Annotated in this window: 17 protein-coding genes and 3 pseudogenes; 18 read left to right on the forward strand and 2 right to left on the reverse strand. The window is 46.7% G+C overall.

The features are described 5' to 3' along the window. Positions 1-515 precede the first annotated feature (515 nt). Together BG55_RS03515 and BG55_RS03520 are read right to left on the reverse strand one after the other, a co-directional pair. Positions 516-770 carry a hypothetical protein gene (locus tag BG55_RS03515; RefSeq protein WP_200871588.1) on the reverse strand — a complete coding sequence of 85 codons (255 nt, stop codon included), beginning with the start codon at positions 768-770 and terminating at the stop codon, positions 516-518. A gap of 678 nt (positions 771-1448) precedes the next feature. Beyond that, a complete protein-coding gene (locus BG55_RS03520; RefSeq protein WP_152542611.1) occupies positions 1449-7637 on the reverse strand; it encodes a hypothetical protein in 6189 nt (2062 codons plus the stop codon). Positions 7638-7945: 308 nt separating this feature from the next. Between BG55_RS03520 and BG55_RS21690 the strand changes: the two are divergent. From BG55_RS21690 to BG55_RS23140, 18 genes and pseudogenes are all read left to right on the forward strand, one after another. Beyond that, positions 7946-8335, forward strand: a pseudogene (locus tag BG55_RS21690) (helix-turn-helix domain-containing protein); the annotation flags it as partial. Positions 8336-8475: 140 nt separating this feature from the next. Next, complete coding sequence (locus BG55_RS03530) at positions 8476-9459, forward strand: conjugal transfer nickase/helicase domain-containing protein (RefSeq protein ID WP_235192704.1); 984 nt, start codon at positions 8476-8478, stop codon at positions 9457-9459. Positions 9460-9508: 49 nt separating this feature from the next. After that, positions 9509-10524: pseudogene (locus BG55_RS03535) on the forward strand (tyrosine-type recombinase/integrase). 297 nt (positions 10525-10821) lie between these two features. Further along, complete coding sequence (locus tag BG55_RS03540) at positions 10822-11709, forward strand: ParA family protein (RefSeq protein WP_034934402.1); 888 nt, start codon at positions 10822-10824, stop codon at positions 11707-11709. After that, positions 11702-13068, forward strand: a pseudogene (dnaB-PI, locus tag BG55_RS03545) (SPI-7-type island replicative DNA helicase). The gene BG55_RS03540 and the pseudogene dnaB-PI overlap by 8 nt, the downstream one beginning before the upstream one ends. Then, complete coding sequence (locus tag BG55_RS03550; RefSeq protein WP_034934404.1) at positions 13065-14831, forward strand: ParB family protein; 1767 nt, start codon at positions 13065-13067, stop codon at positions 14829-14831. Before dnaB-PI ends, BG55_RS03550 begins: the two are co-directional and overlap by 4 nt. Further along, positions 14824-15081: a TraR/DksA C4-type zinc finger protein gene (locus BG55_RS03555; RefSeq protein WP_034934406.1), complete on the forward strand. Its 258-nt coding sequence runs from the start codon at positions 14824-14826 to the stop codon at positions 15079-15081. Before BG55_RS03550 ends, BG55_RS03555 begins: the two co-directional genes overlap by 8 nt. Next, positions 15071-15811 carry a DUF2786 domain-containing protein gene (locus BG55_RS03560; RefSeq protein ID WP_034934408.1) on the forward strand — a complete coding sequence of 247 codons (741 nt, stop codon included), beginning with the start codon at positions 15071-15073 and terminating at the stop codon, positions 15809-15811. Before BG55_RS03555 ends, BG55_RS03560 begins: the two co-directional genes overlap by 11 nt. An 84-nt stretch (positions 15812-15895) precedes the next feature. Further along, positions 15896-16492, forward strand: a complete 597-nt coding sequence (locus tag BG55_RS03565) for a DUF2857 domain-containing protein (protein WP_034934409.1) — start codon at positions 15896-15898, stop codon at positions 16490-16492. Beyond that, a complete protein-coding gene (locus BG55_RS03570; RefSeq protein WP_034934411.1) occupies positions 16492-16722 on the forward strand; it encodes a ParE family toxin-like protein in 231 nt (76 codons plus the stop codon). Before BG55_RS03565 ends, BG55_RS03570 begins: the two co-directional genes overlap by 1 nt. 78 nt (positions 16723-16800) lie before the next feature. Continuing rightward, complete coding sequence (locus BG55_RS03575) at positions 16801-18057, forward strand: STY4528 family pathogenicity island replication protein (RefSeq protein WP_034934412.1); 1257 nt, start codon at positions 16801-16803, stop codon at positions 18055-18057. Between the two features lie 332 nt (positions 18058-18389). Next, entirely contained in the window at positions 18390-19109 is a 720-nt protein-coding gene (locus BG55_RS03580) for a PFL_4669 family integrating conjugative element protein (protein ID WP_034934414.1), read from the forward strand. Between the two features lie 16 nt (positions 19110-19125). After that, positions 19126-21135, forward strand: coding sequence for a DNA topoisomerase III (locus BG55_RS03585; RefSeq protein WP_034934415.1), 2010 nt, complete (start codon positions 19126-19128; stop codon positions 21133-21135). 636 nt (positions 21136-21771) lie between these two features. Continuing rightward, on the forward strand, positions 21772-22263 hold the full coding sequence (locus BG55_RS03595) for an STY4534 family ICE replication protein (RefSeq protein ID WP_034934418.1): 492 nt from the start codon (positions 21772-21774) through the stop codon (positions 22261-22263). Positions 22264-22340: 77 nt separating this feature from the next. After that, complete coding sequence (locus tag BG55_RS21695; RefSeq protein WP_071994968.1) at positions 22341-22547, forward strand: hypothetical protein; 207 nt, start codon at positions 22341-22343, stop codon at positions 22545-22547. Positions 22548-22559: 12 nt separating this feature from the next. Continuing rightward, positions 22560-23054, forward strand: a complete 495-nt coding sequence (locus tag BG55_RS03600; protein WP_034934420.1) for a single-stranded DNA-binding protein — start codon at positions 22560-22562, stop codon at positions 23052-23054. 163 nt (positions 23055-23217) lie between these two features. After that, a complete protein-coding gene (locus BG55_RS03605) occupies positions 23218-24432 on the forward strand; it encodes a tyrosine-type recombinase/integrase (RefSeq protein WP_034934421.1) in 1215 nt (404 codons plus the stop codon). A gap of 17 nt (positions 24433-24449) precedes the next feature. Beyond that, entirely contained in the window at positions 24450-25118 is a 669-nt protein-coding gene (locus BG55_RS23140) for a hypothetical protein (protein WP_235192705.1), read from the forward strand. Position 25119: the final 1 nt, after the last annotated feature.

Raw genomic sequence — 25119 nt, forward strand, 5'->3', positions numbered from 1 at the left:
TTTTTCGTGCCTGATACCTAACCAGATACTGAGTATCAGCCACAGGCAACTGACCGGAACGGCTATCACAGCAATGCTGCTAAAGTTCATGTTGAGAGATTGCTGAGGCTTTCGGTGGTGTTGATGTCCTGATTAATATGCGGGTTAATGCAGAAATCATTATACGAAAGCCTGAAGGCTAATGAGTGAGATAATATGATTGATATTAAAATAAAAGGAATTTTTACGGTGATGCCAGGCAGAATCAGCAGTTACTTGATGTATTTGGGATGATGAAGCCATTAAGGTGATAATCACGGCATATAAAAAGACTATTTTTGAAATTACAGATATTAAGCAGTCTTGTGTAAATCAATTTTTCCGTGATTAGCGCTAGCCTTTTTTTACAATGACGTTGTGATTGCATCAAATTTGAATTGTATGTTGATAATCTTCGAAGGGAAATTTGATGCTTCTCTCATTTTTTTCTTTCAGAAGAAAAGCAGCTACGTATAGCTGCTTAGAGTATCAAAACGCTATGCTTTCCGCTCTTTGTTGGCCTGAGAAAGCACTGAGGCAGCGAGAGTTTTTGTCTGATCACTATATTTGGAGCTGTTTAAAACTTTTGAAGCGGTTGTCTCCATTTTTCCACCTGTCTGGTTTGACGTTCCGGATTGGGATAAGGCAGAACCGGCTAAACTCTTCTGAATTGCCGAAGAGTCAGGATCTTTCAGCACCCGAGCGGCCTGTGATGCAACCGTTGAGGAGGTTTTTTTTGTATTGTCTGTCATGTGTATTAGCACCTGTGTAGAGTACATTTTTGGATGCATAATTTCATTTTTTGATAAAAATATGCAATGGATACTGTATTCATACACAGCCTGGTGAGCAATCTAAATTATTTGATATATATCAAGTGGGAGTGATGTTTTTTGAATTTTTCAAAATAGAAAGAGAAATAAAATTATTCCAGGTGATGGGGTTGGTATTAATTTGGTGGGCTGTCATGCTTACGGTTTTTTATTGCTCTGGCAGTAGTTGATATCAATGATTATCGAGAGAGGAAACTCGATTTAGTAAGACCACATCTAAAGATAACTAATAAATTTATATCTGGCCGGAGAGGTTATTTCTGATACGACCAGACTGGTGATGGTTAAGAGTCAGAATTACCCGGCCACTAAAAAATCGACTCTGATTGTATTCAACAAGCCATGAGTATTTAACTTGTGAGCATACTATTATGCGTTAAATTTTTCCTGAGCATATCTGCTATATCCTTGTAAAACCGGGCTTTGCGCATGGCTGTCTCCTGACTGAAACATAATAAGTATGTCGGAAGATCTCTAAAATTAAATGGGCCGTTTTACAGGGAGGGGATCGCTATCTATACCGATATGAACGAAAAGAGGCCCAATATCGGGCCTCTTCCGTTGTAACGACTTTTTCTTAGAAGTCAGTCTGAGACATTATTGTCTCTCTCCCGGACGATATTTAATGCCATCTGGTGTATAAATAAGGTTACTGTCCCTGGTCCAGGCATTTTTTATAACGGCTCCCACATTCGTATAATATTCCGCCAGTTCATCTACATTGTTGATCATAGTCCATTGTCCGCGATCCAGCATAGCAACGGGGAAATCTCCGGGGTTAGCAACAGCAAGGCTAAGTGGCCCAGGTTCATCTACTTTATGATCTTTCATATAGGTTGGATAATTGACCTGAGGGCCATGTTGAATAACGCGATAGATGGGGGATGCTTTTGTTCTTTCGGCATCTACTTTTGCGATTTCTGTATTCATAAGGTCGATAATTTCTTGTTCTTCTTTTAATTCACTTAACACTTTACGAGGCCTGCCAGCTCCCTTGTAAATGATTATGTCATGCGTATCATAATCTCCTGAATAACATAAGCTCTTCCAATTTTTCTGCTTTTTCAGGTTGGTTAAAGAACCGCTTAAATCATTTATTTCAAGTGGATAGATGAAATGAGATCCTTTTCTTATTAATGGCGTACCTACATCAATATCGCCTGTTAAATATATACCTGTTAACCCCTCTCTCTCATCCCAGTGGCCAACAAGCCCTTCAATGCCTTGCTCTTTGATTTTCTTTCCAATATCAAGATGATTCTGTGGATAGTATTTTTCTAAAGATGAGGGCTTGATCGTTTTTTCCAGGATTGAGTGGGGCTTAGCGCCGGCACCTTCAGCAAGTGCCTGTAATGTTTGTCTTCCCGCTTTTCTGAAGCTAACCGCAAAGTTTCCTTTTAATGACGCCTTTTCGAGCGGCCCCATATGTTTTTCAAGGATAAATTCGTTTTTAATCGTATTTCTTGTTTCAGGTAGGGTGAATTTTGGTAGACCTCTGGGTGCTCCTCCTTTTCCCGGCAAATCAAAATCGACAACCCATTCATTATCGGTATTTAAACTAATTGGCTCCGCATATGCCAGTGAGCCAGGATGGTCAGGATTGACAACTCGCCATTTTTGAACGTAGCTATCCCACCTGACTTTATAAATTTTTTCATTCTGTAAAATAAAATATTCAAAAGCAGATGCTGATTGTTGGTCATGAGTCGCTATGGTATAGATCCCTTTGAAACGTCCCTCGGTGCCTATGGCTGAATATCTTAATTCATTGAATATATCATCAGCACCCTCTTTTATTGCCCATTTATCAGATAATTTTATTGCCAGGGCCTCGTCTGCAATTATTATCGGTTCGTTGCTCGTGCCTGGTTCAGGTTTGTTACCATGCTTATTTTTAATGTTATCAGGGTTTTCTGATAAAGGGTGAGAACCTTCCGGGGATAGAACACCATCTTGCATTTTTATGTATAATTTATCTCCGCTTTCATTTTGAAGATATTTTCTTATTTCTCCCTGATCAGAACTATATACTCTAAGGTATTCATCCTTTACTTTTATAAACATATTGTCATTTGAATCCCATCTGAATCCATTGCTATCGGGCACTGAAATAGGGCTATCAGCTAAAGCTTTTTCATAAGAATGACCGTGGGTCGCTTTCAGCAATTCCCTGGAAACGCTCGCGTCCGTCGAACGTTCAAAAACCCAGTAGCCGTTAATGAATACTAACGAATATTTTTCATTCATTTCCAGATTGGAGGCGTAGTATTTAATGCCATGGCCACGAATAATTTCTATTTCTACCGGAACAGCCTGACCATTCATTTCTACCACAAGGGTTTCAAGTGGAGGTTTGGGGTTAATTGTACTGATTTTTTGCGTTACTTCGAAAAGCGGACCATCGTTGTAGTACTTTTTATTTAAGTTTTCAACCATATTGTAGGTTTTTGTCTTGTCGTAGGGTATTCTTATCTTGTCGATAAGATCTATTTCTTCCTGACTAAACTCAGATGGCTTTGGCAGGATGGTGAATATGCCACAGGCATCGCTAAGACCTCTTTTAACACGTCCTCCAGGAAGTGAGCATCTAATATCTAACCGGTTCCATTTTTCATTTATGATAGAATTGTTTTCGGTGTTGAGATAAAACTTTTGCATGTCTGGGTCGAATGCTATGGGTAAGTTTTTTCCGTCCTTCATTACAATCTCAAAGAAGTAAGGAGATCCATCTTGAGACATTTTCTGGATTACCGGCAGAAAATTATAACCGGAGCAAAGATACATTTCGCCGCTATCACCATGCATTATTCCCATATAGTCCGGGCCTGCTAATGAAGATTTCACGATATTTTCTGCAAACATCTCTTCTGTTATAACGTCAGCCAGTTCCATAGAAATATGCTTTAAAAATGGATGTTGATCTCTAATGACGGGAATAAGCATATCACCCTCGAGGTAATAGTGCTTACCGAAACATTCTCCGGTATCACGACTTAAGGCGACATAAATCGATTCACTGCCATTTTCTTGCACTTTTTTAACCGGTAGCTTTTCTTTTACTCCGGGTAATCTGGCCATAATATAATCATCAGGGAGAGGGGGGGTATCTTTTATTATTTGTCCTACGGTCAGCCTGGTCACCAGGGCTGCGTTTTTTTTTTCTTTAGCCAGGATATTAATGAGTTTTTTTGTGAGAAAATTTCCAGCACTGTTTATTAGTTCAAAACCAGGATCTATCGCCCTGAGCATATTTTTACTCAGCAAAATAAAATCATTAACTGTGGGAAGAGCAACCTCATGGATAGCGACCCGGCCAGCTTCAAAAGCCGTCTCTCTGGCTAAACCATATTCCATACCCTTTGTGATACCGCGTGCCAGACCCTTAGCAAACCGGGTACTCATTCCAATTGATTGTCCGATAACGGGTAAAAACATAATGGCATCTATTAAACACGCGGGGACAGCCTGACTGGCATCGCCCTTGATGCTTCCTTCTACACAGTCATAAAAAGGAATCATGTGTTTTACAAAATCCCATAAAGCCTGATAGGAACCTTTCTGATCGCCAGAGGCATAAAGTGCGCTATAAAGCCTCTCGCGGTGCACCTTAACGTAATGGTTAATCAGATCGGCTGGTTTTTTATTAGCATTGATTATTTCTTTTCTGTGAACGGAGAATGTATAACCTCTGACATTATCAGATTTACCTAAACTTTCTGGCCGGCCAATAAGGTTATATTTAATATAGCTTTCAATATCTTTATCAACGCGAACTATTTTATAGCTACCATCATCATTGCCCTTCTCCCCCTTTAAGAAATAAATTCTCTCTTCCCCGTCTACCATTACAGAAAAAAGGTCTGTTGTTTCAGGATTCAGGAATGAAATCATATTCAGAAAACACGACCTGGCGTTAGGTTCGATTTCTGAACATGCTTTAAATTCGACAGCGACAGGACGTATCTCGGCATTTTTATCAGTGATAAAGCTAATTTCTTCTTTATCTGCACTACCTAATGCTGCCCAAAGCAGATACTCATTAATGTGAGAAAAACTGTCTGCTACTCCTTTTGTCGCATTTTCATTGGCGGCAGTCAGGCTTGATGGTGCCGGGGGGCAGGGGCGGCTTGTACCGTCTATGTAGTCTTGCTTCGCTATGTCTCTGAGAGACTCTGAATGCCTCGCCAGATTCATACTTGAATAAGGATGAATCTTTTCATCTACTTTAACTACTCCAGAACAGAGGTTATCTATGATAAAATCCGCCAGCTTGCTTTTACTCATCCATTTTTTAACCATGGCCTGATAAGTTTCAATCTTTTTATGCAAGTCCTCTCGTGCTGCCTTAAGATTTTTTTTGTAGTTAACATAGGCTGTTATCGCCGCCAGTTTGGCTGCAAGTGTATCATTTTCTGTGCTAATCATTTCAGGCTGATGTTGGGCTAAAAACAGCAGGGTGGGAAGCAAATAAAAGGAAATTTTATCAACTTCGATTCCGTCAGTAACGGCTATCTCCCACAGGCTTTTGCCAATCAAAATGGTTTCCTGCGGTGTTGAATCTTTCAGTTTTCCAGTTGCGGATAAATATCGTGAGCCGGTATATAAATATGCAAATTCATCACTGTCAATTGCCATTGATCGTGTGGAAACGTCCGAAAAATAGAAAGCAGGGATCATAATATTTGCAAACTCATTTAACACATTATAAAAAATTTCTTTTTTTTGAGGTGGGATATTCTCTTCGAGAAAGATATTTTTATTATTGTTGTTTTCGGGAAATAATATCTCTGAAAGTTGATTAACCGTACAGGTTGAGGAAGGATATTTCTCAGCTACTTTTTTCGAAATAACATTACTAAATGATTCTCCAAATAGAGTAGTAAATAGCCAACTACCAACAACAGTTGATGCCTGACTCGATGAAATTTTTTCGTTTTTTCTTCCGCCATACAAATCGGCTCCCGCAAGTATCCGACCTGCTGTTTTCTTTAATTTAGTCGCATCCTTTGGATGTGCGGTATAAATATGGCTGGCTACGGCCGCAACAAGCTCCTCCCTGGTTATAACCTTTTTTTTTGTTCTTATTTCAAGTGCGCCTTTTTTGCGAAGATAATGAATAAGGGGCTTATTATCTTCAAAAATTCTGGAAGAGTGGGATTGCGTACTGATACTACGAATATGCCTCACTGAGGCTGCACTTTCTAACCGACTTTCACCGTGATGGTCTTTTACTTGCGTTTGCTTTATTATGCCATCTGCGCTGTAATTATTCTGGAGCTGTTCAGAAGATTTGAAATGTTTCCCTATCGATTCGCCAGCTTCATAAGATTGCTTTATGACTGCTGAATAGACCTGACTTATTGAGCTGGCTAGCGCAGAAAAAAACAATAATGGAGTGGGCCTGACGGCTGTAGAAGTAACCGGCGTTGCTGATAAGGGGCCGGATAAAGAATGTAATGGCATTTCCAGGTGTAATCTTGTATCGGAGTCACCGGCTGGATATTTATCGTTAGACCTCACAGCGATATTTTGGTCAGCGGGAAAATCATTTTTTTTACTCTTGTGGTTTAGCAACGCTGGACCTGCTATCTTTTTATGTGAGGTAGGGTTAGCGACGGCATCACACTGCGTATTCATATAGATATTGCCGACAAGATTGCCATCTTCTGGCTGAGTTGTTATTATATTTTTATTCTTACAATTAAATATTTCTATATTTTCTGCATGTTTAATTTCGTCAATGATTTTAGTCTGGAGCCATTCATGGAAGCTTGATGATTGGTATAACTGTTTATCAACCGGCATTTCGATAACGGTAAGATTTTGGTGTGTCGTTGAATTCGATGAAAAACTACCCAGTACCGGTTTTATAGACTGCCGACTGATTTCATTTATAAGCGCTTCTTTATTATATGTCGTGTTTGGAGACAGCTTTGCTGTGGGCCAGAGTACTTTGATGTTAGTATCCACTTCAAAATCAACAGGATTATCTTTCATTCCTTTATCCCTGCTTGATGTGCTATTTGTGACTCCTTTTGAATGACTTAAATCCAGTAGCGTATTCCAATATGTGTTTGCTTTAATCAACATGTTTCCGATAAAGGGCGGTATTTTAAAGTACCAATTTTGCGGGGAATCATTTAGGGTTAGTGTATGTCTGACTGCTATTAATATTACCATCAGAAACATACCATAATTTTTCAGATCTTCAATATTGTCTGGTTTGGCGTACGGATAAAGGCTGCTGACAAATTCAGAGATTTCCTTTACAAAATAATCAGCGATTTTTGATATAAAATTCCCCTCGGGGAGGAAAAAATAAGCTGTTGGGCCCAGAGTGTTTAATACAAAATTTTCTACATCATGTTTTCCGGAAATGATATTACAAAGCGCTGTTGTGCTCATAATGACTTCATGCGGCATATCTCTAAGGATATTTGCCAAAGTAGAAGATAGAATCATTTTAGTGCCGGTGTCTGCACTCAGATTAATAATCTGCTGAACCATCAAACAAAAATCCTGCCATTGTGAAGCACGTTCATCTGCGCTTCCTTCTTTTAAAATTTCAGGTTCTACATTGTTATTAAAATTATTAAATGTTAATTTCGGAAAATTACATTGTTCTGGTGTCTCATAGCGATATGCTGTCGAAAAAGGAAGGTGGCTTGATACAACGGATAAAAATCTGTTTGCTGTAGAAGGTTCGAGCATATTCAATCCTTGTTTATTTAAAGTTAGCTTGTTGTTATTTTTTTTGATGACGTTTTTTTCGTCTAAAAAATCCATTTTCGTATTCAATAAATTATTCTTTTAGTAAACTACCACACAGGCGCACTATTAAGCATGATGCTAATTTAAAGAGACAAGGTTTTTTTATATAAAATCTAAATTTCAAACTTACTTGCGTGTCCATTAATGGTGGGTAAAATCGGAGTTTGGGGAACAACGGAACAGTGAGCACTGTTAAGCAATCATTTTATATGGCCATTAAATGTACTGGTCGCGACCTGATCTGACACTGGACCTTAAAAGGTTGAGAGTTACCCGTTTTGCTATGGGTGTCTAATCCTTATACAAAACAGGAGGTAACTCTCATGTTTCATACTAATAATCCCATCATCAAACACAAAGCTGGCTTGCTCAATCTGGCTGAGGAACTCCGTAACGTATCAAAACCTGTAAAATCATCGGCGTGTCGCGAGATACGTTTTATCGTTATCAGGAACGCGTTGAAGAAGGCGGTATTGACATGCTGGTTAACCAGAACCGCAGAGTCCCCAACCTGAAGAACCGCGCCGATGAAGCGTCTGAATACGCGGTTGCCGAGTACGCCGTTGAGTTCCCGGCTCATGGTCAGCACCGAATCTGTAATGAACTGCGTAAAAGGCGTGTTCATCTCCGGCAGCGGCGTGCGCTCCATCTGGCAACGACACGATCTGGAGAACTTCCGTAAACGCCTGAAGGTGCCTGAGGAAAAAGTCGCTTCTGGTCAGCACTTTTCTATCATCTTCCACTGTGCTCCCATATTGAGGAAGAACCTGATGACGGCAAACGCTGGCAACCGGGGCTGTCCGTTCCGGCACGACCATTCCGTGTTCGATTCTATACCCCCTGCCGGGAATGGGTGGAATCCTTTGCTGTCCTGTCTGCGGGACGGCTGCTTACATCACAAGCTGTCGAATGGCTTTCTGATACACCACTTGCATTACACAATGTCGCATATTCGATCCGCAATCATCATCCCGAGATGCAACTCTTGCAAAAATTATTAAACGAGGCTGCTGCAATAGCAGAATCGCCATTGCAACACGATATCGAAACCACCCGGAGTACTGAATCAGGCTCTCAGGCTGAATTGCTCACTTCTTCTTTTGATCATCTAAAAAATAAAGAGACTGTAACTAACGAATCACTGACTGCTGTTGATTTCACTCTGGCTACCTCTCTGGAGGGTGTGCCTGCTGAACTCGCTGATAATCCCTCAAACAAACCCTGTGATATAAATCTTTCAGAAAAAGATGACGATAATAATACGGAGACCAACAGTCTGCTGTCATTATTCGATGAGGTTAATAATACTGAGGATGCTACAAATCCTGTTACGAATGAAACTCATCATTGTTTAGTGGATTTTACTGAGGCGGTCACCGATGAGCCAGTCATACTAAAAGATATGGATCATGGCTGTTCGAGAGATGCCTTATCAGATTCCGAAGTGAAAAATTCTTCTCCGCCCGACATACCTGATGGGCAGGAATTTATGAACTGGTTAAGTAAAGGGATTAACTCCGGGGAATTAAGCTTCAATGAGCAACCCGATAAAATCCACACTATCTCTGGATATGTTTTCCTTCCCGTCCCTGGAATATTCTTCGAGTTCCTGAAATCAAGAGGTGAAAATGCAAATTCCAGAGAGTCACTTCAACTTTCTTTTGAAAGGATGAATATACATAAGCGCCATGATAAAAAAAGGTTTTATTATGTTTTGATACATGATGAATGTGATAAGAAAGGTAAACTCAGAAGGGAAAAAGGATATCTGTTGAAAGGTAAGTCAGTCTTTCATCAAAAAGTACCTGCGGACAGTCTTTACATATCAGCGCCCTGATTTTTATAAAAAGACAGAGCATTTTCAACATATAACTGAAGAGAAAACAATGAACGGAAATAATGGTGATTGTTCCTGGAAAATGCTTGTGGATGAATACTTTTTTCATAAACATTTAAGAGAGCAGACTGAGTTAAGCTATATGAAGGTTGTCAATGTCTTCAGGAAGTTTATGGGGCTGCTTCGTTTTCCTGAAAGTAGAACGCAACGGGATGTTTTAATGTGGCGTCGTCATGTATCAAAAGAGCAGGAGTCTTCTTCTCATACGTGGAATAATAAAGTTGAACATATGCGCGCGTTGTATAATTTCTGGATAAAGCAGAAGCTGGTGAGTTATGAGGAAAATCCTTTTAATGGTGTTTCTGTCAAATCGCATAAAAAAAGAAAGAAGACGCTGTCTGTAAATCAGATGACAAGGGTTTCGCTGGTAATGCAGCAATTTGGTGAGGATGAAAAGATTTGCCCGGAAGGGCATGCAAATTGCGCGCTTTACCCGGTATGGTACTGGAATGTCGTGCTGGATACGCTTCGTTATACCGGAATGCGCCAGAATCAGCTGCTGCATATTCGTCTGAAAGACGTCTGTCTGGATGAGGGGGGGCGATTGAACTGAGAACTGAGGGAAGTAAAACCTGTCGTGAGTGGAAGGTGCCTATAGTCGCTCACCTGCGAGCGCAACTGAGAATGCTTACTGAAAAAGCGATTGCCCGTGGTGCAGAAAGAGACGATATACTCTTTCACTTTGAGCGTTTTGTATCTCCTCCGAGTGAACGTGAAAAACTATCGGGGATGCCGTCATTGCAGCCTTTACGTTCTTTTTTCAGACGACTGTCAAATGAATGCGGATTTTTCGTTACACCTCATCGTTTCAGGCACACGCTGGCCACCACGCTGATGAAATCCCCGGAGCGTAATCTGCAATTGGTTAAAGGCCTGCCTGGACACAGCAGTGTCAGCACCACAATGGAATACATCGATATCAATATGGATATTGCGGCAAGAACGCTGGAGCAGGAATTGTCTTTATTCACTGATAAACGTACGGAAAGGGCCTGGAATGGTTGACATATGGCCAGGTGATTGTAATTATTCGCAGTGATCGAGAAAAGGGAACCTGCTGCAACAGATTCCCTGTTCGAGAGGGTAACTTTCTGATGTGTACTGACGTGAGATAAACATCAACAAGTACCACTTTCGCAAAACGCCCGTCAGTTTTCTCACCTCTGACCAGCGTGCTTCGATGTAAGTGGTGCCCGGACTCGGAATCGAACCAAGGACACGGGGATTTTCAATCCCCGTGTTTCTGGAAATAACAGAATGGAGCACTCGTTCTCATCTGAATAAAGTAATTCAGGTGACGAAATGCATTCAAAAACTAAAGTTGTACCCATTGTTTCTACCAAAGGCGGGGAGGGTAAATCAACCCAGACCGCTTACCTCGGTGGTTTTCTCGCCGATGCCGGTATTAAAACTCTCATCATCGACGGCGATCATGCTCAGCCCACCCTTAGCAGCATGTACCCTCTCAGTTATGAAGCCCCCTGCGGTCTGTATGAATTACTCATGCAAACGGTGGACCTTTCCAGCCCCGAAAATATTATCTCTCGCACCAATATCGATAATCTGGACCTCATAGTTTCTAACGACCCACGTAACCTGTTGCCGACATACATGCTGAATGTTGCTGATGGGCGAGTGCGCCTTCGTAATGCTCTATCCACACCTCTTTTCAGTCAGTATGACGTGATCCTGATTGATTCTCAGGGGTGTCGTTCGGTTATGTTTGAACTGATAATCCTGGCGTCAACGGGGGATATGATTGGCATGGTGAAGCCCGCTTTAGCGGACATTCGTGAATTTCTGCGTGGCACAGTAGCATTGATGGAGGATTTGCTGCCTTACACGGCATTTGGAATTAGCCTGCCTCGCATCCACATGCTCATTAACTGCATGAAATATACCGTGCTGGCGCAATCTACCGTCGAGGAAGCGGAACACATCGTTTCTCATCGTAAATACAGCCAGCATGCTGACAAAATTCACATCAAGATGCTGAAAACCCGCATCTATGATCTTGATATATACCTTCAGGGCCATGCTTCAGGCAAGCCAGTCCATCGACTGGAGCGTAAAACTACTCGTGCAAGCGACTCAGCCTTTGATTCAATGTATCAACTCGCCTGCGAACTGTTCCCCGAATGGAAATCCCAGTTTGATGCGCTGAACGGTACGGGAGAGTCCCATGACTGAGATTAGCAAAAAATATGCCGGACTTTGCTCATGGGATGCCGAGCAGTGCGTCCTGGGTGGACTGATGCTGGATAATGAGAGCTGGGATGACGTCGCACTGCTGCTGAAAAGCGATGATTTTTTTCACCGGGTCCATCGCGTTATTTTTGATGAAATGGCGGTGCTGATATCCGCCGGGCGTCCGATTGATTAATTACTCTCACCGACAGCATTGAGAGTCGTGGTAAAGAGGCCCTGCAACAGGTAGGGGGATTTGCCTACCTGGCAGAACTGTCCAAAAACACGCCCAGCGCAGCCAATATCGTTGCGTACAGTGAAATCGTGGCCCGGCACAGCCGTGGTCGCCAGTTGTGTGTTATCGGAAATGACATCACGGATTCCGTTAACGCGCCGGGCGCTGATATTGCGCTGATTATGGAGGAGGCGGAGCAAAAAATTACCCGGCTGGCTGAGTCTGCCGAGCCACAGCAGGCGGTCACCTTGCTCGATGGTATGGAAAAGCTGCTGAACGAACTGGAGCGGCGCTGTCAGACGCCCGATGGCATAACAGGTACAGCAACCGGTTTTGACGATTTTGACGTGATGACCAGCGGTCTACAGTCAGGAGACCTTATCCTGGTAGCTGCACGGCCTTCAATGGGTAAGACCGCCTTTCTTATCAGTATAATACTTAACTCCCTGATGAACAGTGCCGATGCGGTGGGGCAGTTTTACAGCCTTGAACAACCCACTGAGCAGATCCTGATGCGTATGGTGTCATCTCTTGGCAATGTCGAGTTACAGCGCCTCAAAAGTGGTCTGATGGACGATGAGGACTGGGCGAAAGTATCAAATGCCTCTGCACTGCTGATGGGAAATTTGAAGCACCGCCTGATAATTGATGACACCAGTGCACTTTCACCGGCCATGCTGCGCATCCGCGCGCGGCGCAATGCGCGTCGCTACGGCCATCCGGCAATTATCGGTATTGATTATCTGCAACTTATGCGTTGTCCAGGGCAGGAAAACCGCACTCAGGAAATTGCGGAGATTTCCCGATCCCTCAAGGCACTGGCAAAAGAGATGCACTGCCCGGTTGTGGCGCTCTCCCAGCTCAACCGCCAGCTTGAAAGTCGGGCTGACAAACGTCCCAATAATGGTGACCTTCGTGACTCCGGTGCCCTTGAGCAGGATGCGGATGTCATTGTCTTTATCTATCGTGATGAGGTGTATCACGAAGATTCAGAGTATAAGGGACGCGCTGAAGTTATTATCAGCAAGCAGCGTCAGGGGCCAACAGGAACGATTCGTCTGCAATTTGAGGGACGTTACACGCGGTTTGCCTCTGAGCAGACTTCCCGGACCGGGGGGTATGCATGAGCAACGTCCGTAATCTCAATCTGGGTGCCGCCATGCTTCAGCGCGGCAAATCCCCCGCTCAGACCATTGCCGCATCTTCAACGCCACATTTACCCGTCAGCGAAATGGCGATGGTGCTAACTCTGGATCAGCTGCGGCCCAATCCCGATAATCCCCGCAAGGGTCGTAACCCGCGCTACGAGGAAATTAAAGCCTCGGTTCTGGCCCGTGGACTGGATTCAATACCCAAGGTGACCCGCGATCCGGATGGTGAAGACGTCTATATCTTCAGCGATGGAGGCAACACACGTTATCAGATCCTCTGTGAACTCTGGCAGGAAACCGGGGATGAGCGTTTTTTTCGCCTCCACACCATATTCAAACCCTGGCCCGGACGCCTGAAATGTCTGGTAGGTCATCTGGCGGAAAATGAGGTACGCGGTGATTTGACTTACATTGAAAAGGCTTTTGGTGTCCATAAGGCTCGTGTCATTCATGAGGAGCAGTTGGGACGCAGCACTACGCTGCGTGAGCTTTCTGTTCTACTGGGGGAAGAGGGGTATCCGATTGATTTTTCGAGCGTTAGCCGAATGGAAGATACCCTGAATTATCTTTATCCCTATATGCCCCGGCTGCTTGAGGATGGGATGAGTCGTACACAGATTGTTCCACTTCTGAGCCTCAGGTCATCCGTCACCAAAGTGTGGAAATCTTTCAGCAATGAGGTCACTCCGGACTGTAATGCGGATGATATATTCGGAGCTGTCTGTCGTGTGTTTGATGAACCTGACAGCTACTCTCTGGATGTCTTTCGTGATGAACTCATCGGCCAGCTTCTTAAGGCCTTTCCCCATCCCAGCCTCAACTACGACCGCTGGCTTATCGAATTGGACCCGAAAGAGCAGAAGCGCCGGGAGCAATTCGGTGAGCCGCCGCCGGCACCTGTGCTGACAAATCCAGGCGAACAAAAACCTTCGCTGTCCTCCACCGGTGAGCAAAACGTCAATCATCAGGGTGCTGAGCCCATCGTTACAGTCCTGCCACCTGACACCTCATCGGAGTCCCAGGTCACCGGTCTTCGCAGCGGAACGCTTATTACGCCAACCCGGCCTGAACCGGCACCTGGAAAATCCGTCCTCACTGAAGAATTTATTGGAATGAGCGGGTTTTCGGATGATCCGGGGACGACTACGGGTAGTCAGCCACGTCGGGAAATTCAGAACGATCTTTTTGGTGGACGGCAGGTGATATCGGGAGAAACCAGCGTTACAGCTGAGGACTCTCAAACAGGCACATCACCGTCCGGTAATATTTTACTCGCATCTGCCTTTACTGAAGACGACGCGTCAGCCGTCAGTATGGAAAGCTCCGTGGCCTTTGCGGCTACCGGCCTGGAGCCGGTCAGCGATATCTGGCATATCGCCGCGCTACAGGATGACGTTGAGCACCTACAGGATATGGCTTACCGGCTGGCCTATGAAATTGCTGAAGGGATGGGCTGCCAGGAGTGCGTAGTGGAAGATAAAAAGCCGACTTCAGCGGGTTTTTGCGTCTCTGAAAGCACCCGTGAGTTTGGCCTTTTTCTGGCCGGGCTCTCCGGCAACCTGCCAGGCAAAACATTCAACATGTTCCTGTTCTGCATTAACTTTTTTGGTTCTCAGGAGCCGGCGGACACGCCGGTATTTGATGATATCACCGTGGTGAAAACCCTGCGTCTTATCCGGATTATCCGACGTCTGCGTGAATTACAGCGCCAGGCTGCAACAGGAGGTAAACATGTCTGATGACCTGAATGATGAAATGGCCCAGGCCAGCACGGCACTGTTCACGCAACGCGGTATTGATGCCATCCGTGCGCAGGTTCACTCAGCGCTGCCATCGAAAGAGACCTGCGAGGGCTGCGGTGCGGAAATTCCGCCTGCAAGACAAATCGCGGTGCCGGGCGTGTCGCTGTGCGCAGGCTGTCAGGACGTCAGGGAGCGCCAGCAGCGGCACCGTTCAGGCCAGAGCAGGGGGCTGCGCTATGGTGGATAACAAACTCCTTTCTCGCATTCGTCGCCTGATGGCGTTGGGGACCCGCAACAGCAACCATCATGAGTCGGCACGCGCCGTGGCGCTGGCTCAGCGGCTGATGCAGCGTCATGGCCTGACGCCCGACATGCTCTCGTTGCACGACGTTGCTGAGACGGTATGTCATCGTCTTAACAGCAACGCAGAGAGTGTGCCTGCGTGGCTCAACTCACTGGCCACGGTGGTCTGCATGGCCACCGGATGTCGCTGCTGGTTTGGCTGGTACGTGCACACTACCCCAAATGGCGTGACCCGCCTTCGCCGGTCGCTGCATTTTTATGGCTTCAGCGAAAGGCCGGAGGTGGCGCTTTATATCTTTACGGTACTACAGCGCCAGCTGCGCATTGCCACTGACGTACACATGGCTGGCTACCGCTCACGACGCATCCTGCCACGAACCCTGCGCCGCCGGGCCGATCAGTTCCGTGAAGGCTGGGTGGCCGGTGTCTGGCAGGTGTTGCAGTCCTTTTCCGCCGCAGGAGAAGAGGAGACGATGCTTAAATGCTGGCTGGCTCAGCGGCACAAAGAGCATTCTCTGTGCCAGCTGAACGTACGTGAAGCGGGTCGCTGTCGTGGTGACATGACGGCCCGTCTGGCAGGTGTGTTAGCGGGACGTGAAGCCGACGTTCATCACGGGGTTAACGGAGCGCAGGCTCCACATCTTATTTCAGCGGGAGGGGCTGCGCATGAGTGATTTTCTGTTATGGGGTGCCTGCCTTGCCGGCTGGCTTTTTGATGCTTTTCTCGTCGCCAGTCAGGCGATGTCAGGAGGGGTGCTATGAGCCAGCATAATCTGTCACAGGCCACCACGACCATCCTCTCTTCGCTACTGATGGATGTGAAAAACGGCAATATACGGCGCTGTGAGTCACTGGGTATGTCCGTCGATGAAATACGCGCACTCAGCCAGCTAAGCCTCGATGATCTGCACTATCTGAGCCAGTCACATGTTTCGGTGCTGGACGTTACCATCAATCACGAGAATTTTCGGCTGATGCTTAATCAGGCGCGTAACGAACAGAAACGCATGCTGATGATTGACCGGGCGCTTGAACTGGGCGGGTCAATGGATTTGATGGATAAATACTTCGGCATGTCACCTTCAGAGGTGAGCGCCCGTCGTCGCCTGATGGGCATTGAAACCCGTCAGGGGCGCACACAGTCGCTGACTGAGCCGCAGGATACGGCGCTGTGGGCTGAATGGAAGGTGGCCGGTCTTACGTCGCCGGACTCCCATCAGGCGCTGGAGGCGATGATGCTGGCCGCTGAACAGTACAGTCTGTCACTGACGGCGGTCTGGACCCGCGTTTCGCAGTGGTGTCGTGAAGTGAACATCTCCCGCAAACCCGATACATCCCGGCGCAGGGAGGCATGATGGAAATGCGCGATTTCTCCGTTCGTCAGCAGGTTTCACCCGCTGTGCGCCGCCGCGCTCAGCAGCTGTTCAGCGCCGCCCGGACCGGTAAAAAGGTTTACCGACGACTGAAGCTCAATGGCTATCTGAAAATTGATGTCGGGCCCTTCTGGCGCATTCTGAGCAAGGACAATGGTCACCGGTGGTGGCTGATGGACCATGAAACGTATAACCGGGAAATACGCCGGTAACGGAATACCGCTGAAGACCGTCCGGTGCCGGGTTTATCCCGGCATCGTGCCGTCTCAGACTGAGAAGGGGAGTAAAAAATGACCATTCCGCCAGACAGCATCGTGGCGCATACGCTGTCACGTATGCAGCGCAATCTTGAACAGCGAACTGATGCCGGTGACGTCAGTCAGGAACGCAGCGGCCTGCTGTTTATGGGAAACGTGCATGATGCGTTTCCACGCCGGCTGTTCCTGGATACGCGCCTGTCGCCGCTCGATAAGACGGCGTGGGTGATGATCCGACTTTACGCCCAGCAGAATGATGGCGCTGTTTTCCCAACCTACGATGAGTTGCAGGTGCAGCTGGCCTCAGCGCACTCAGATAAGGCCTCAAGGGATACCGTGAGCCGGGTGTTATTGATGCTGCGTCTCACCGGATGGCTGAGCCTGTGCAAGCGGGTGCGGGACAATCTGGGACGGGTGCGCGGCAATATTTATGCTCAGCATGATGAACCGCTGGGCTACCGTGATGCTGAAACCTTCGATCCGGGCTGGCTGACGCTGGTTGAAGAGAGTTGCCTGAGTAAAAATAAGGCCATCCGCATGACGGCGCTGGCCGTGGTCAATGATATTTTGCAGGACCCCGGTATGCGTCACCGTCACAGTCGTCTGGTACTGATTGAAGAACGCCTTGCCTCGCCGTCCACGCCCGCTGAAATGGCTTATCAGGGTAAGAAAAAATCGCAGAGTCCGGAAAACGGACCAGGGCAGCCAGGCACAAAAAACAGGCAAAAATCACCGGGTCCGGAAAACGAACTCAGTGCCCGTCAACGGGATAACAGGCAGAGTCCGGCATCAGGACTCAGTCATAAATCAATGAGTTACACCGGAGTCCGAAATCCGGACCGTAACGTACGTAATTTCACACAGAGTGTGATTAAAAAAACGTACGTAGCGAGTGAGGGGCGGTCGCTGTTGCCAGAAGAGTTTTTGAATGCCCTTAACGCTGACGACCGGCAGATGCTGCTGCGGCAGATGGACTCCCTGCCGCCGGAGGCGTCGAAGGTTCTGGCCGGGCTGCTCTGTGAACAGCTTGCCTGCCGGAAGCTGTCAAACCCGGTTGGCTGGATGTTTGCCATGCTGCGTCGCGCGCGCAACGGCGACCTGAAGGTGGCAGAGCCTGCCGGTGACAGGCCCCTACAGCCGTCTGTTCAGGCTGCCAGACGGGCTGAGCCAGCTGATAAAACTGCTCCCAACCTGCCAGCCAGTCGGGCATCACAGGAACAGGTCAGGGCAGCAATTGCTGCCATCCGGCTGCAATCAGGAGCCCAGCCTACCCAGCGAGTGGTTAAATAACAGTCAGTGGTGTTGATTGTGATTCTGATTAAAAAATAACCTTTTTGCGGGCCGCAACAAGAGCGAAAAATGTACAGCGTATGATTTCAGTGAGTCGGTCATCAGTTTCACATTGTTGCAAATCCCGTGTTTCCAGATGCAGCGAGTTGTTACATAGCAGCAGTAGTATGGTCCGCGATACTGCTTAAAAAATAACCTTGTTGCGGGCCGCAACAAGAACAAAAAATGTACAGCGTGTAATTTCAGTACGCCGGTTATCAGTTTCACATTGTTGCAAACCCTGCGGTTTCAGGACTATGCCCCCTCATCTTAACTGAACGCAGGTGACAACGATGGCAGAGAAGAAAAACCGGGCTGGTTCGCTCCAGTCCGAACTCCGTATTGAACTCCACACCAATTATGCAATTGGGCTGTGGGAAGGACGCAGGGCTGAAAAGCGTGAAGATGGTAAGAAAGGAAAGCAGCCGATTATGGGCATGCCGCAGTTCTTGCATCGCGCCACGCTGATCAACCGGGATTCCCTGCAAAATAACCCGTGGGCAGATGAAGTCATGCTGGCCCTGGAGGGAAAGCTGGAGTATGCCGGTCAGCAGATGACACAGCTGATCGACACGCTGGATAAACAGATGCGTGTGGTGCCTGCTGGCGTCAGCATCAGCGATGCACAGGCCGCTGAAACGCTCGATTTATCCGTGTTCAGCAGTACGCCGCTGGGTTACCGTTGTGTGTTTCTGCTGATGGGCTTCGATCAGTTTGCGAAAAAGGTGCTCCAGGCGGCCCATTACGGAGTTATCTCCCGTAATCAGCGCTATGAACTGCTGGGTAGTGGCAGTCGCCTGCTGCGCGAAATTTACGGGTGTGTGCTTCGCTATCGTCAGGTCAGCGCCACCCGAGAAGATGCTGCGCAGAATAATGCGGCCTGGCAGCAGGCATGTGAAGCCATTGGTGAGCCCGATCGCCAGGTCCTGCTCGGTGAAAAACGCTCGGCCTTTTCGCCGCCGGTTGACCAGGCCAGCGTCACGCTTCTGCGCCAGTGCTATCCGGCTGACTGACCACGGGAGGGTGGTCATGCGACTTTTTATCTGTGAAAAGCCCTCGCAGGGGCGCGATCTGGCGGGCGTGCTGGGCGCAACAAAACGGGGGGATGGGTTTCTGTCCGGTAGCGGCGTCACCGTGACCTGGGCAGTGGGGCACCTGCTTGAAAACGCACCGCCTGAAGCCTACGGGGAGCAGTATGGTAAACCCTGGACGCTTTCGTCCCTGCCCATCCTGCCCTCTCCCTGGCAGGTGGTGGTGAAAAAGGAGACGCGGGAACAGTTCAAAGTGATCGAGCGGCTTCTGCGACAGGTCGATGAGGTGGTGATCGCCACCGATGCCGATCGGGAAGGTGAAGTCATTGCGCGTGAGCTGCTGGAATACTGTCGCTGGGAAGGGCCTGTACAACGGCTGTGGCTGTCAGCACTTGACGAAAGCAGCATCCGCGCGGCGCTCAACAACCTGCGGCCGGGGGCGGAAACACTGGGCATGTATCATGCGGGGCTGGGCCGTGCCCGTGCAGACTGGCTTACGGGGATGAATCTCTCGCGTCTTTATACTCTACGGGCGGCTGAAGCGGGATTTGATGACACTGTGTCAGTGGGACGTGTGCAGACGCCGACGCTGGCCCTCGTGGTGCGCCGCGACAGGGAAATAAAGGCATTCGTGCCAAAGCCATACTGGCAGGTGAAAGCGATGCTCAGCGCTGGCGGTATTACCTTTGCGGCACAGTGGGTGCCGGCGGCGGTCTATACCGATGAGGAGAAGCGCTGTATTCATCAGCACATTGCGCAGCAGGTGGGGCAGTTGTGCCGGCAGACCGGCGTGGCGGTGGTGACGCACTGCGAGACCCGCCGTGAAAAATCTGCCGCGCCGCTGGCGTTCTCTCAAGGTTCCCTGCAACAGGCGTGTGGCAGGCTGTGGGACATGTCGCCCCAGCAGGTACTGGATACCACGCAAAGTTTGTATGAAAAGCACAAGGCCACGAGCTACCCCCGTACCGACTGTGGTTACCTGCCTTCCTCAATGCGTGAAGAGGTGGACAGCGTGCTAAACGCCATCAGCCATACCGACCCGGAGTGCGGGCCGTTATTGTCGCAGCTGGACAGGACCTTTGTTTCCCGCATCTGGAATGATAGAGAAATTACCGCCCACCACGGCATTATCCCCACCAGGAATGCGTTCCAGCTTGCGGATCTCAATGAGGATGAGCGCCGGGTCTTCATGCTTATCCGCCGCAATTACCTGGCGCAGTTTCTGCCGCTGAATGAGTCGGACATGACCCGCGCAGAATTTGACATTGGCGGACAGCTGTTTCGCACCACAGGCCGGACGGAGGTGGTCAGAGGATGGAAGCTCCTCTTTGATAAAGGGGGAGAAGATGAAAGGGCCGATGATGATGAGGCCACGGCGGTGCTTCCTCCGTTGGAAAAAGAGGCGCGTTGTGGCGTAAACAGCGCTGAGGTGGCCCGGCTGATGACCCGACCGCCTGCACACTACACCTTTGCCACGCTCATCGGCGCAATGATGAACGCATCCGCATTTGTGACCGACCTCGCCCTGCGACGGGTACTGAAAGAGAACGCCGGTCTGGGTACGGAGGCGACCCGCGCCGGTATCGTTGAGCAGCTTCTGAAACGGGGCTTTATCGTGCGCAAGGGCAGCAAAGTTATGGCGACTGACCTGGGGGCCGACGTGGTGGATGCTATGCCGACCCAGTTGACCGACCCCGGCATGACCGCGCTGTGGGAGCAGGCGCTGGATGAGGTGGCGGCTGGGCGCATGCCGCTCAGTGATTTTCTGCAAAAACAGGTCAGCCTGACCCGACATTTGGTCAGTCAGGGGGCTGACCAGAGAGTTAATATTCGCCTTCCTCCCGTGCCACCCTGTCCCTTATGTGGTGGCAGGACCCGTCTGCGCAGGGGACAGAACGGTGAGTTTCGCAGCTGCCAGCGCTATCCTGAATGTAAAGGGCTTATCAACCCGGTTAAAGGCAAAGGTGGTCGCCGCACCGGACCCGCAAAATCCATGAAAATTAATTAGCTGTCTCTGATTGTCTGATTGCGGGGGGATACGGCCTTTGCTATTGTGACCCCGGCTCTGAAGCCGCACCCCGTGACTGCGGATTCTGTCAGCATCTAATGCATGTGCCGACAGCATACAGTCTGACCCGCGCCGTCCACACCTGAACGCCGGCGGGTAAGGCACAAAACTCCGTGAAAACCGTGCCGGGTTCTGAACACACCTGCGGAGCAACTGCGTAACGCAGATCAACCTCAGATCGATGGTGCAGATCTGACAGGGCGGTACCTGACGGTGCCGCTTTTTCTTTTTTTGGATACTGATGATTTTTTGCACGTCGCCGCGTTGACAACGGCGGCGTCTGAATGAATCATAAACAGGCTAATCGTTGTCATCACGACAACTGCCAATGTTCCGGTGGTTTGAGAGGAACGCCTTCGGGTAATCACATGCCAATGCCATCATAACCTGAGAGATGGCGCTTTCGGGCGGTTCAAACCTGTTAACCTTTGCAAACAGGGGCCTCTTCACCGGCCAAGGTCCACTTCACCAATTCAGCCAGTCGGCATATTCGCTGACTTCCCTGCGGGAAACACTCTCCCGCACGGGACAGATGTTTCTCCGCTACCTGTTCAGTTTTACTCCGGAGATAACATCATGACTGCAACTAATGGCACCCCTGCATCAAACGGCTCTGCTTCTGGCTCTCAGAAAAAAGAGTATTTCAACCTCAACGTCAGCGGTATCGGCTACCTCAGCTCGATACGTCGTGTCCAGGCTGCCAACGGCGAGTTCACCTGCGCCGTAATTAATGCCCTGACAGGCCCGACGGATAATGCGTCCTATACCCGGTTCGATGTCACCATTGCCGGTGCGGAGACCACCAAACTGATTAACCGCTGTCAGAAAGCGGTTGATGAAGAAGAAAAGGTTCTGCTGGGCTTCGTACTGAGCGGCCTCAAAGCCGATGTGTTTACCCTTCAGGCGGGTGAGCACGCTGGTGAGACCCGTCCTTCTTTGAAAGCCCGCCTGATCAAGGTGGAGTTTATCAAGAAAGGTCAGGAGGTGGTTTATCAGGCCCCGAATGCTTCTCAGACCCCGGAATCAGGCTCGTCGGCTCCAAAAGATTATGATCCTAATTCCTTCTAAATTTCTTCATTTATGACAGTTGAACCATTCACGATAACAACGTGAATGGTTCCAGTCTTATCTACTGGTGATCAACTATGAGCAATTCTCCTAATGGGCTGCTTGCTGAAGAAGCTGGTTTTACACTTCCCCCTCAGGTCCTCAGCAGTGCCCGTGGTTTTTATATAGGAACGGCAAACGAAATGGGTCCTGTATCACGGGAATCTGTTGAATATTACAAAACACGCGAAAATGCTGAACAGAGCCTTTTGAAGAGGCAATGGACGCAGCTCACAACTCTTTAAGAGGAAATCATTATGTCTGCACGCGGTGTCAATAACGTTACCCTGATCGGCAATCTCGGTCAGGACCCGGAAGTACGTTACATGCCAAACGGTAATGCGGTGACAGGCCTGAGCCTGGCCACCTCGGAATCCTGGCGTGATAAACAAAGCGGTGAAATAAAAGAGCAGACTGAATGGCACCGTGTCGTGCTGTTTGGCAAGCTGGCAGAAGTAGCCGGTGAATACCTGCGCAAGGGTTCACAGATTTACATTGAGGGCCAGTTGAAAACCCGCAAATGGACCGACAGCAACGGTACCGAACGCTACACCACCGAAGTGGTTGTGGGGATGAACGGGACGATGCAGATGCTCGGCGGTCGCAATGGTTCCGACAACGGCAGCAATCCTGCCCGGTCGGGTCAGAATAACGGCCGTAGCCAGCCTCAACATCCTCAGCAGGCCCAGTCTGCGCCACACAATCCGGCAAATGAGCCACCTATGGATTTTGACGACGATATTCCATTCTAACCAAGAGTAACGAGTTACCTGTAAAGTATTAAGCTAAAGCCCCTGCACTGCAGGGGCTTTGCTCATTTATGGGTAATGAAAATTGTCAAATTTTAATTGACAACTTATTAGCTAACTCATGCTATGAGTTTTTTTGTTAAATTGTAAAATTTAGGGGGTGGTCATGAGTTATGGAATATCATATTTCAGATTAAAAACGTCAGAACGATATTGTGCAATTGTAGACAACGACTCAAAACTTCCTATTTTTTATCCAAATTTATTTGTTACAACTCAAACCAGAAATAAAAATCATTCCTTTTCAACAATGATATCTACTGCTAAATGTTTGGTGGTACTATTAAAGTTTTTGAAAGAAAGGAATATTGATATAATTGAACGAATACATTCGAAAAAGTTTTTGGCGATTTTCGAGCTTGACGATTTAAGAGATTTTACACAGAAAAAATTCGATAGTAAGTATGAAGAACAAAGTAAAGTTAAAAGAATAAGTGAAATTAAATATGTGACGTCTGAAACTGAATATTTAAGGTTGACAATAATTTATAAATACATTGAATGGTTAGCTCTACATGTGACGGTAAGCAACGACGATTCATTTAGTGAAGCATTAAGCGCTTGTATTAACGGAATAAAGTCAAGAAGACCAGTTAAAAAAGGTCGGAATGATATACTCAATCCAAAATCATTAACAGACGATAAAATAGAAGATTTATTAGAAGTAGTCAGAATTAATTCGCCTAAAAATCCATTTATGAGAAGTCTCCAGAGCAGAAATAGGCTAATTATTTTAATGCTATATTTCTTAGGAGTAAGGGCTGGAGAGCTTTTAAATATAAGAATAAGTGATATAGACTTTAGCTCAAATCAATTAAAAATCTTAAGAAGAGCTGACGAAAAAGGCGATTACAGACTAAAACAGCCATTAGTGAAAACTAACGAAAGAATTATTCCTATAAAAGATAATTTAATAAAAGAAATTTATGATTATATTTTAAATGAAAGGAGCAAATTAACTAAGAAAAAGAAACATGATTACTTATTTGTCAGGCATAAAAGTGGAGCAGAACAGGGGCTCCCTCTAAACTATTCAGCCTATGCAAAAGTAATATCTACGATAAAAAATGTTTTACCAAATTTGTCAAGTTTGACAGGGCATATGTTAAGACATACATGGAATGTAGATTTCTCGAAAAGAATGGATTCTCTGGAAAATCCTCCTTCAGAAGAGAGACAAGAAAAAATGAGATCTTATCTTATGGGGTGGAAAGAAGGTTCTGGAACCGCGAGTCATTATAATAAAAGATTTTTAGAAGAAAAAGCACATGAAGCAGCTCTACAATTACAAAATGAAATTACATTAATCATAAAAAAATAAATATTTTGAGGTGGTTAATGCACAAATTAATGCAAGAAAGTAAAACTATTCAGGCTAAAGCAAAAGGATATGCTTTTTCATGGAACGATAAAATATGGGTTTTGGATAAGGAAACAAAATTTAACCTTAGCTTTATACACGAATTAAAAAACGAAGATTTGAAAACAGGCATTATATTAACTCTTTCTTATTTTGCCGAAGTGTACAGTGCGAAGTATGTGTTAAATATTTTTTATAACATGAAGTACTTTTTTGAGTTTACAAAAAATAAAAACTTATTAACTACCGAGCAGTTAATTAATTATAGGTTTTATTTAACAGAAAATGAAATGTGGAAGTTGTCTTTAATCAAAGTTTTTATAAAAAAATGGCATTTTCTAGGTTACCCTGGAATTCAAAAGGAGTTGATAGTCCTCTTGGATAGTTGGAGGATAAAAGGTAATTTAAAAGGAGACATGGTAAAAAGAAAAGATCCTGTTTTTGGACCATTAAGTCAGATTGAGTCATTGGCATTCAATGAAAAAGCAGTACAAGCTTATGAAACCAAGAAAATAGATAGATCTGAACTTGTGATATCATTACTCTTAAGTCAAACAGGAAGGCGTCCAATTCAAATTAGCCATTTAAAAGTGGAAGATATTATTTCTACTCTAAATAAAAAAAGGGGAAGTAATATATTTCATTAAT

The sequence above is a fragment of the Erwinia mallotivora genome, assembly GCF_000590885.1.
Lineage (GTDB): Bacteria > Pseudomonadota > Gammaproteobacteria > Enterobacterales > Enterobacteriaceae > Erwinia > Erwinia mallotivora.

What these genes read in the sequence shown, in the direction of transcription:
- BG55_RS03515 (WP_200871588.1), bottom strand. Translation starts at nt 770, where the DNA reads ATGACAGACAATACAAAAAAAACCTCCTCAACGGTTGCATCACAGGCC.
- BG55_RS03520 (WP_152542611.1), bottom strand. Translation starts at nt 7,637, where the DNA reads ATGGATTTTTTAGACGAAAAAAACGTCATCAAAAAAAATAACAACAAG.
- BG55_RS03540 (WP_034934402.1), top strand. Translation starts at nt 10,822, where the DNA reads ATGCATTCAAAAACTAAAGTTGTACCCATTGTTTCTACCAAAGGCGGG.
- BG55_RS03550 (WP_034934404.1), top strand. Translation starts at nt 13,065, where the DNA reads ATGAGCAACGTCCGTAATCTCAATCTGGGTGCCGCCATGCTTCAGCGC.
- BG55_RS03555 (WP_034934406.1), top strand. Translation starts at nt 14,824, where the DNA reads ATGTCTGATGACCTGAATGATGAAATGGCCCAGGCCAGCACGGCACTG.
- BG55_RS03560 (WP_034934408.1), top strand. Translation starts at nt 15,071, where the DNA reads ATGGTGGATAACAAACTCCTTTCTCGCATTCGTCGCCTGATGGCGTTG.
- BG55_RS03565 (WP_034934409.1), top strand. Translation starts at nt 15,896, where the DNA reads ATGAGCCAGCATAATCTGTCACAGGCCACCACGACCATCCTCTCTTCG.
- BG55_RS03570 (WP_034934411.1), top strand. Translation starts at nt 16,492, where the DNA reads ATGGAAATGCGCGATTTCTCCGTTCGTCAGCAGGTTTCACCCGCTGTG.
- BG55_RS03575 (WP_034934412.1), top strand. Translation starts at nt 16,801, where the DNA reads ATGACCATTCCGCCAGACAGCATCGTGGCGCATACGCTGTCACGTATG.
- BG55_RS03580 (WP_034934414.1), top strand. Translation starts at nt 18,390, where the DNA reads ATGGCAGAGAAGAAAAACCGGGCTGGTTCGCTCCAGTCCGAACTCCGT.
- BG55_RS03585 (WP_034934415.1), top strand. Translation starts at nt 19,126, where the DNA reads ATGCGACTTTTTATCTGTGAAAAGCCCTCGCAGGGGCGCGATCTGGCG.
- BG55_RS03595 (WP_034934418.1), top strand. Translation starts at nt 21,772, where the DNA reads ATGACTGCAACTAATGGCACCCCTGCATCAAACGGCTCTGCTTCTGGC.
- BG55_RS21695 (WP_071994968.1), top strand. Translation starts at nt 22,341, where the DNA reads ATGAGCAATTCTCCTAATGGGCTGCTTGCTGAAGAAGCTGGTTTTACA.
- BG55_RS03600 (WP_034934420.1), top strand. Translation starts at nt 22,560, where the DNA reads ATGTCTGCACGCGGTGTCAATAACGTTACCCTGATCGGCAATCTCGGT.
- BG55_RS03605 (WP_034934421.1), top strand. Translation starts at nt 23,218, where the DNA reads ATGAGTTATGGAATATCATATTTCAGATTAAAAACGTCAGAACGATAT.
- BG55_RS23140 (WP_235192705.1), top strand. Translation starts at nt 24,450, where the DNA reads ATGCACAAATTAATGCAAGAAAGTAAAACTATTCAGGCTAAAGCAAAA.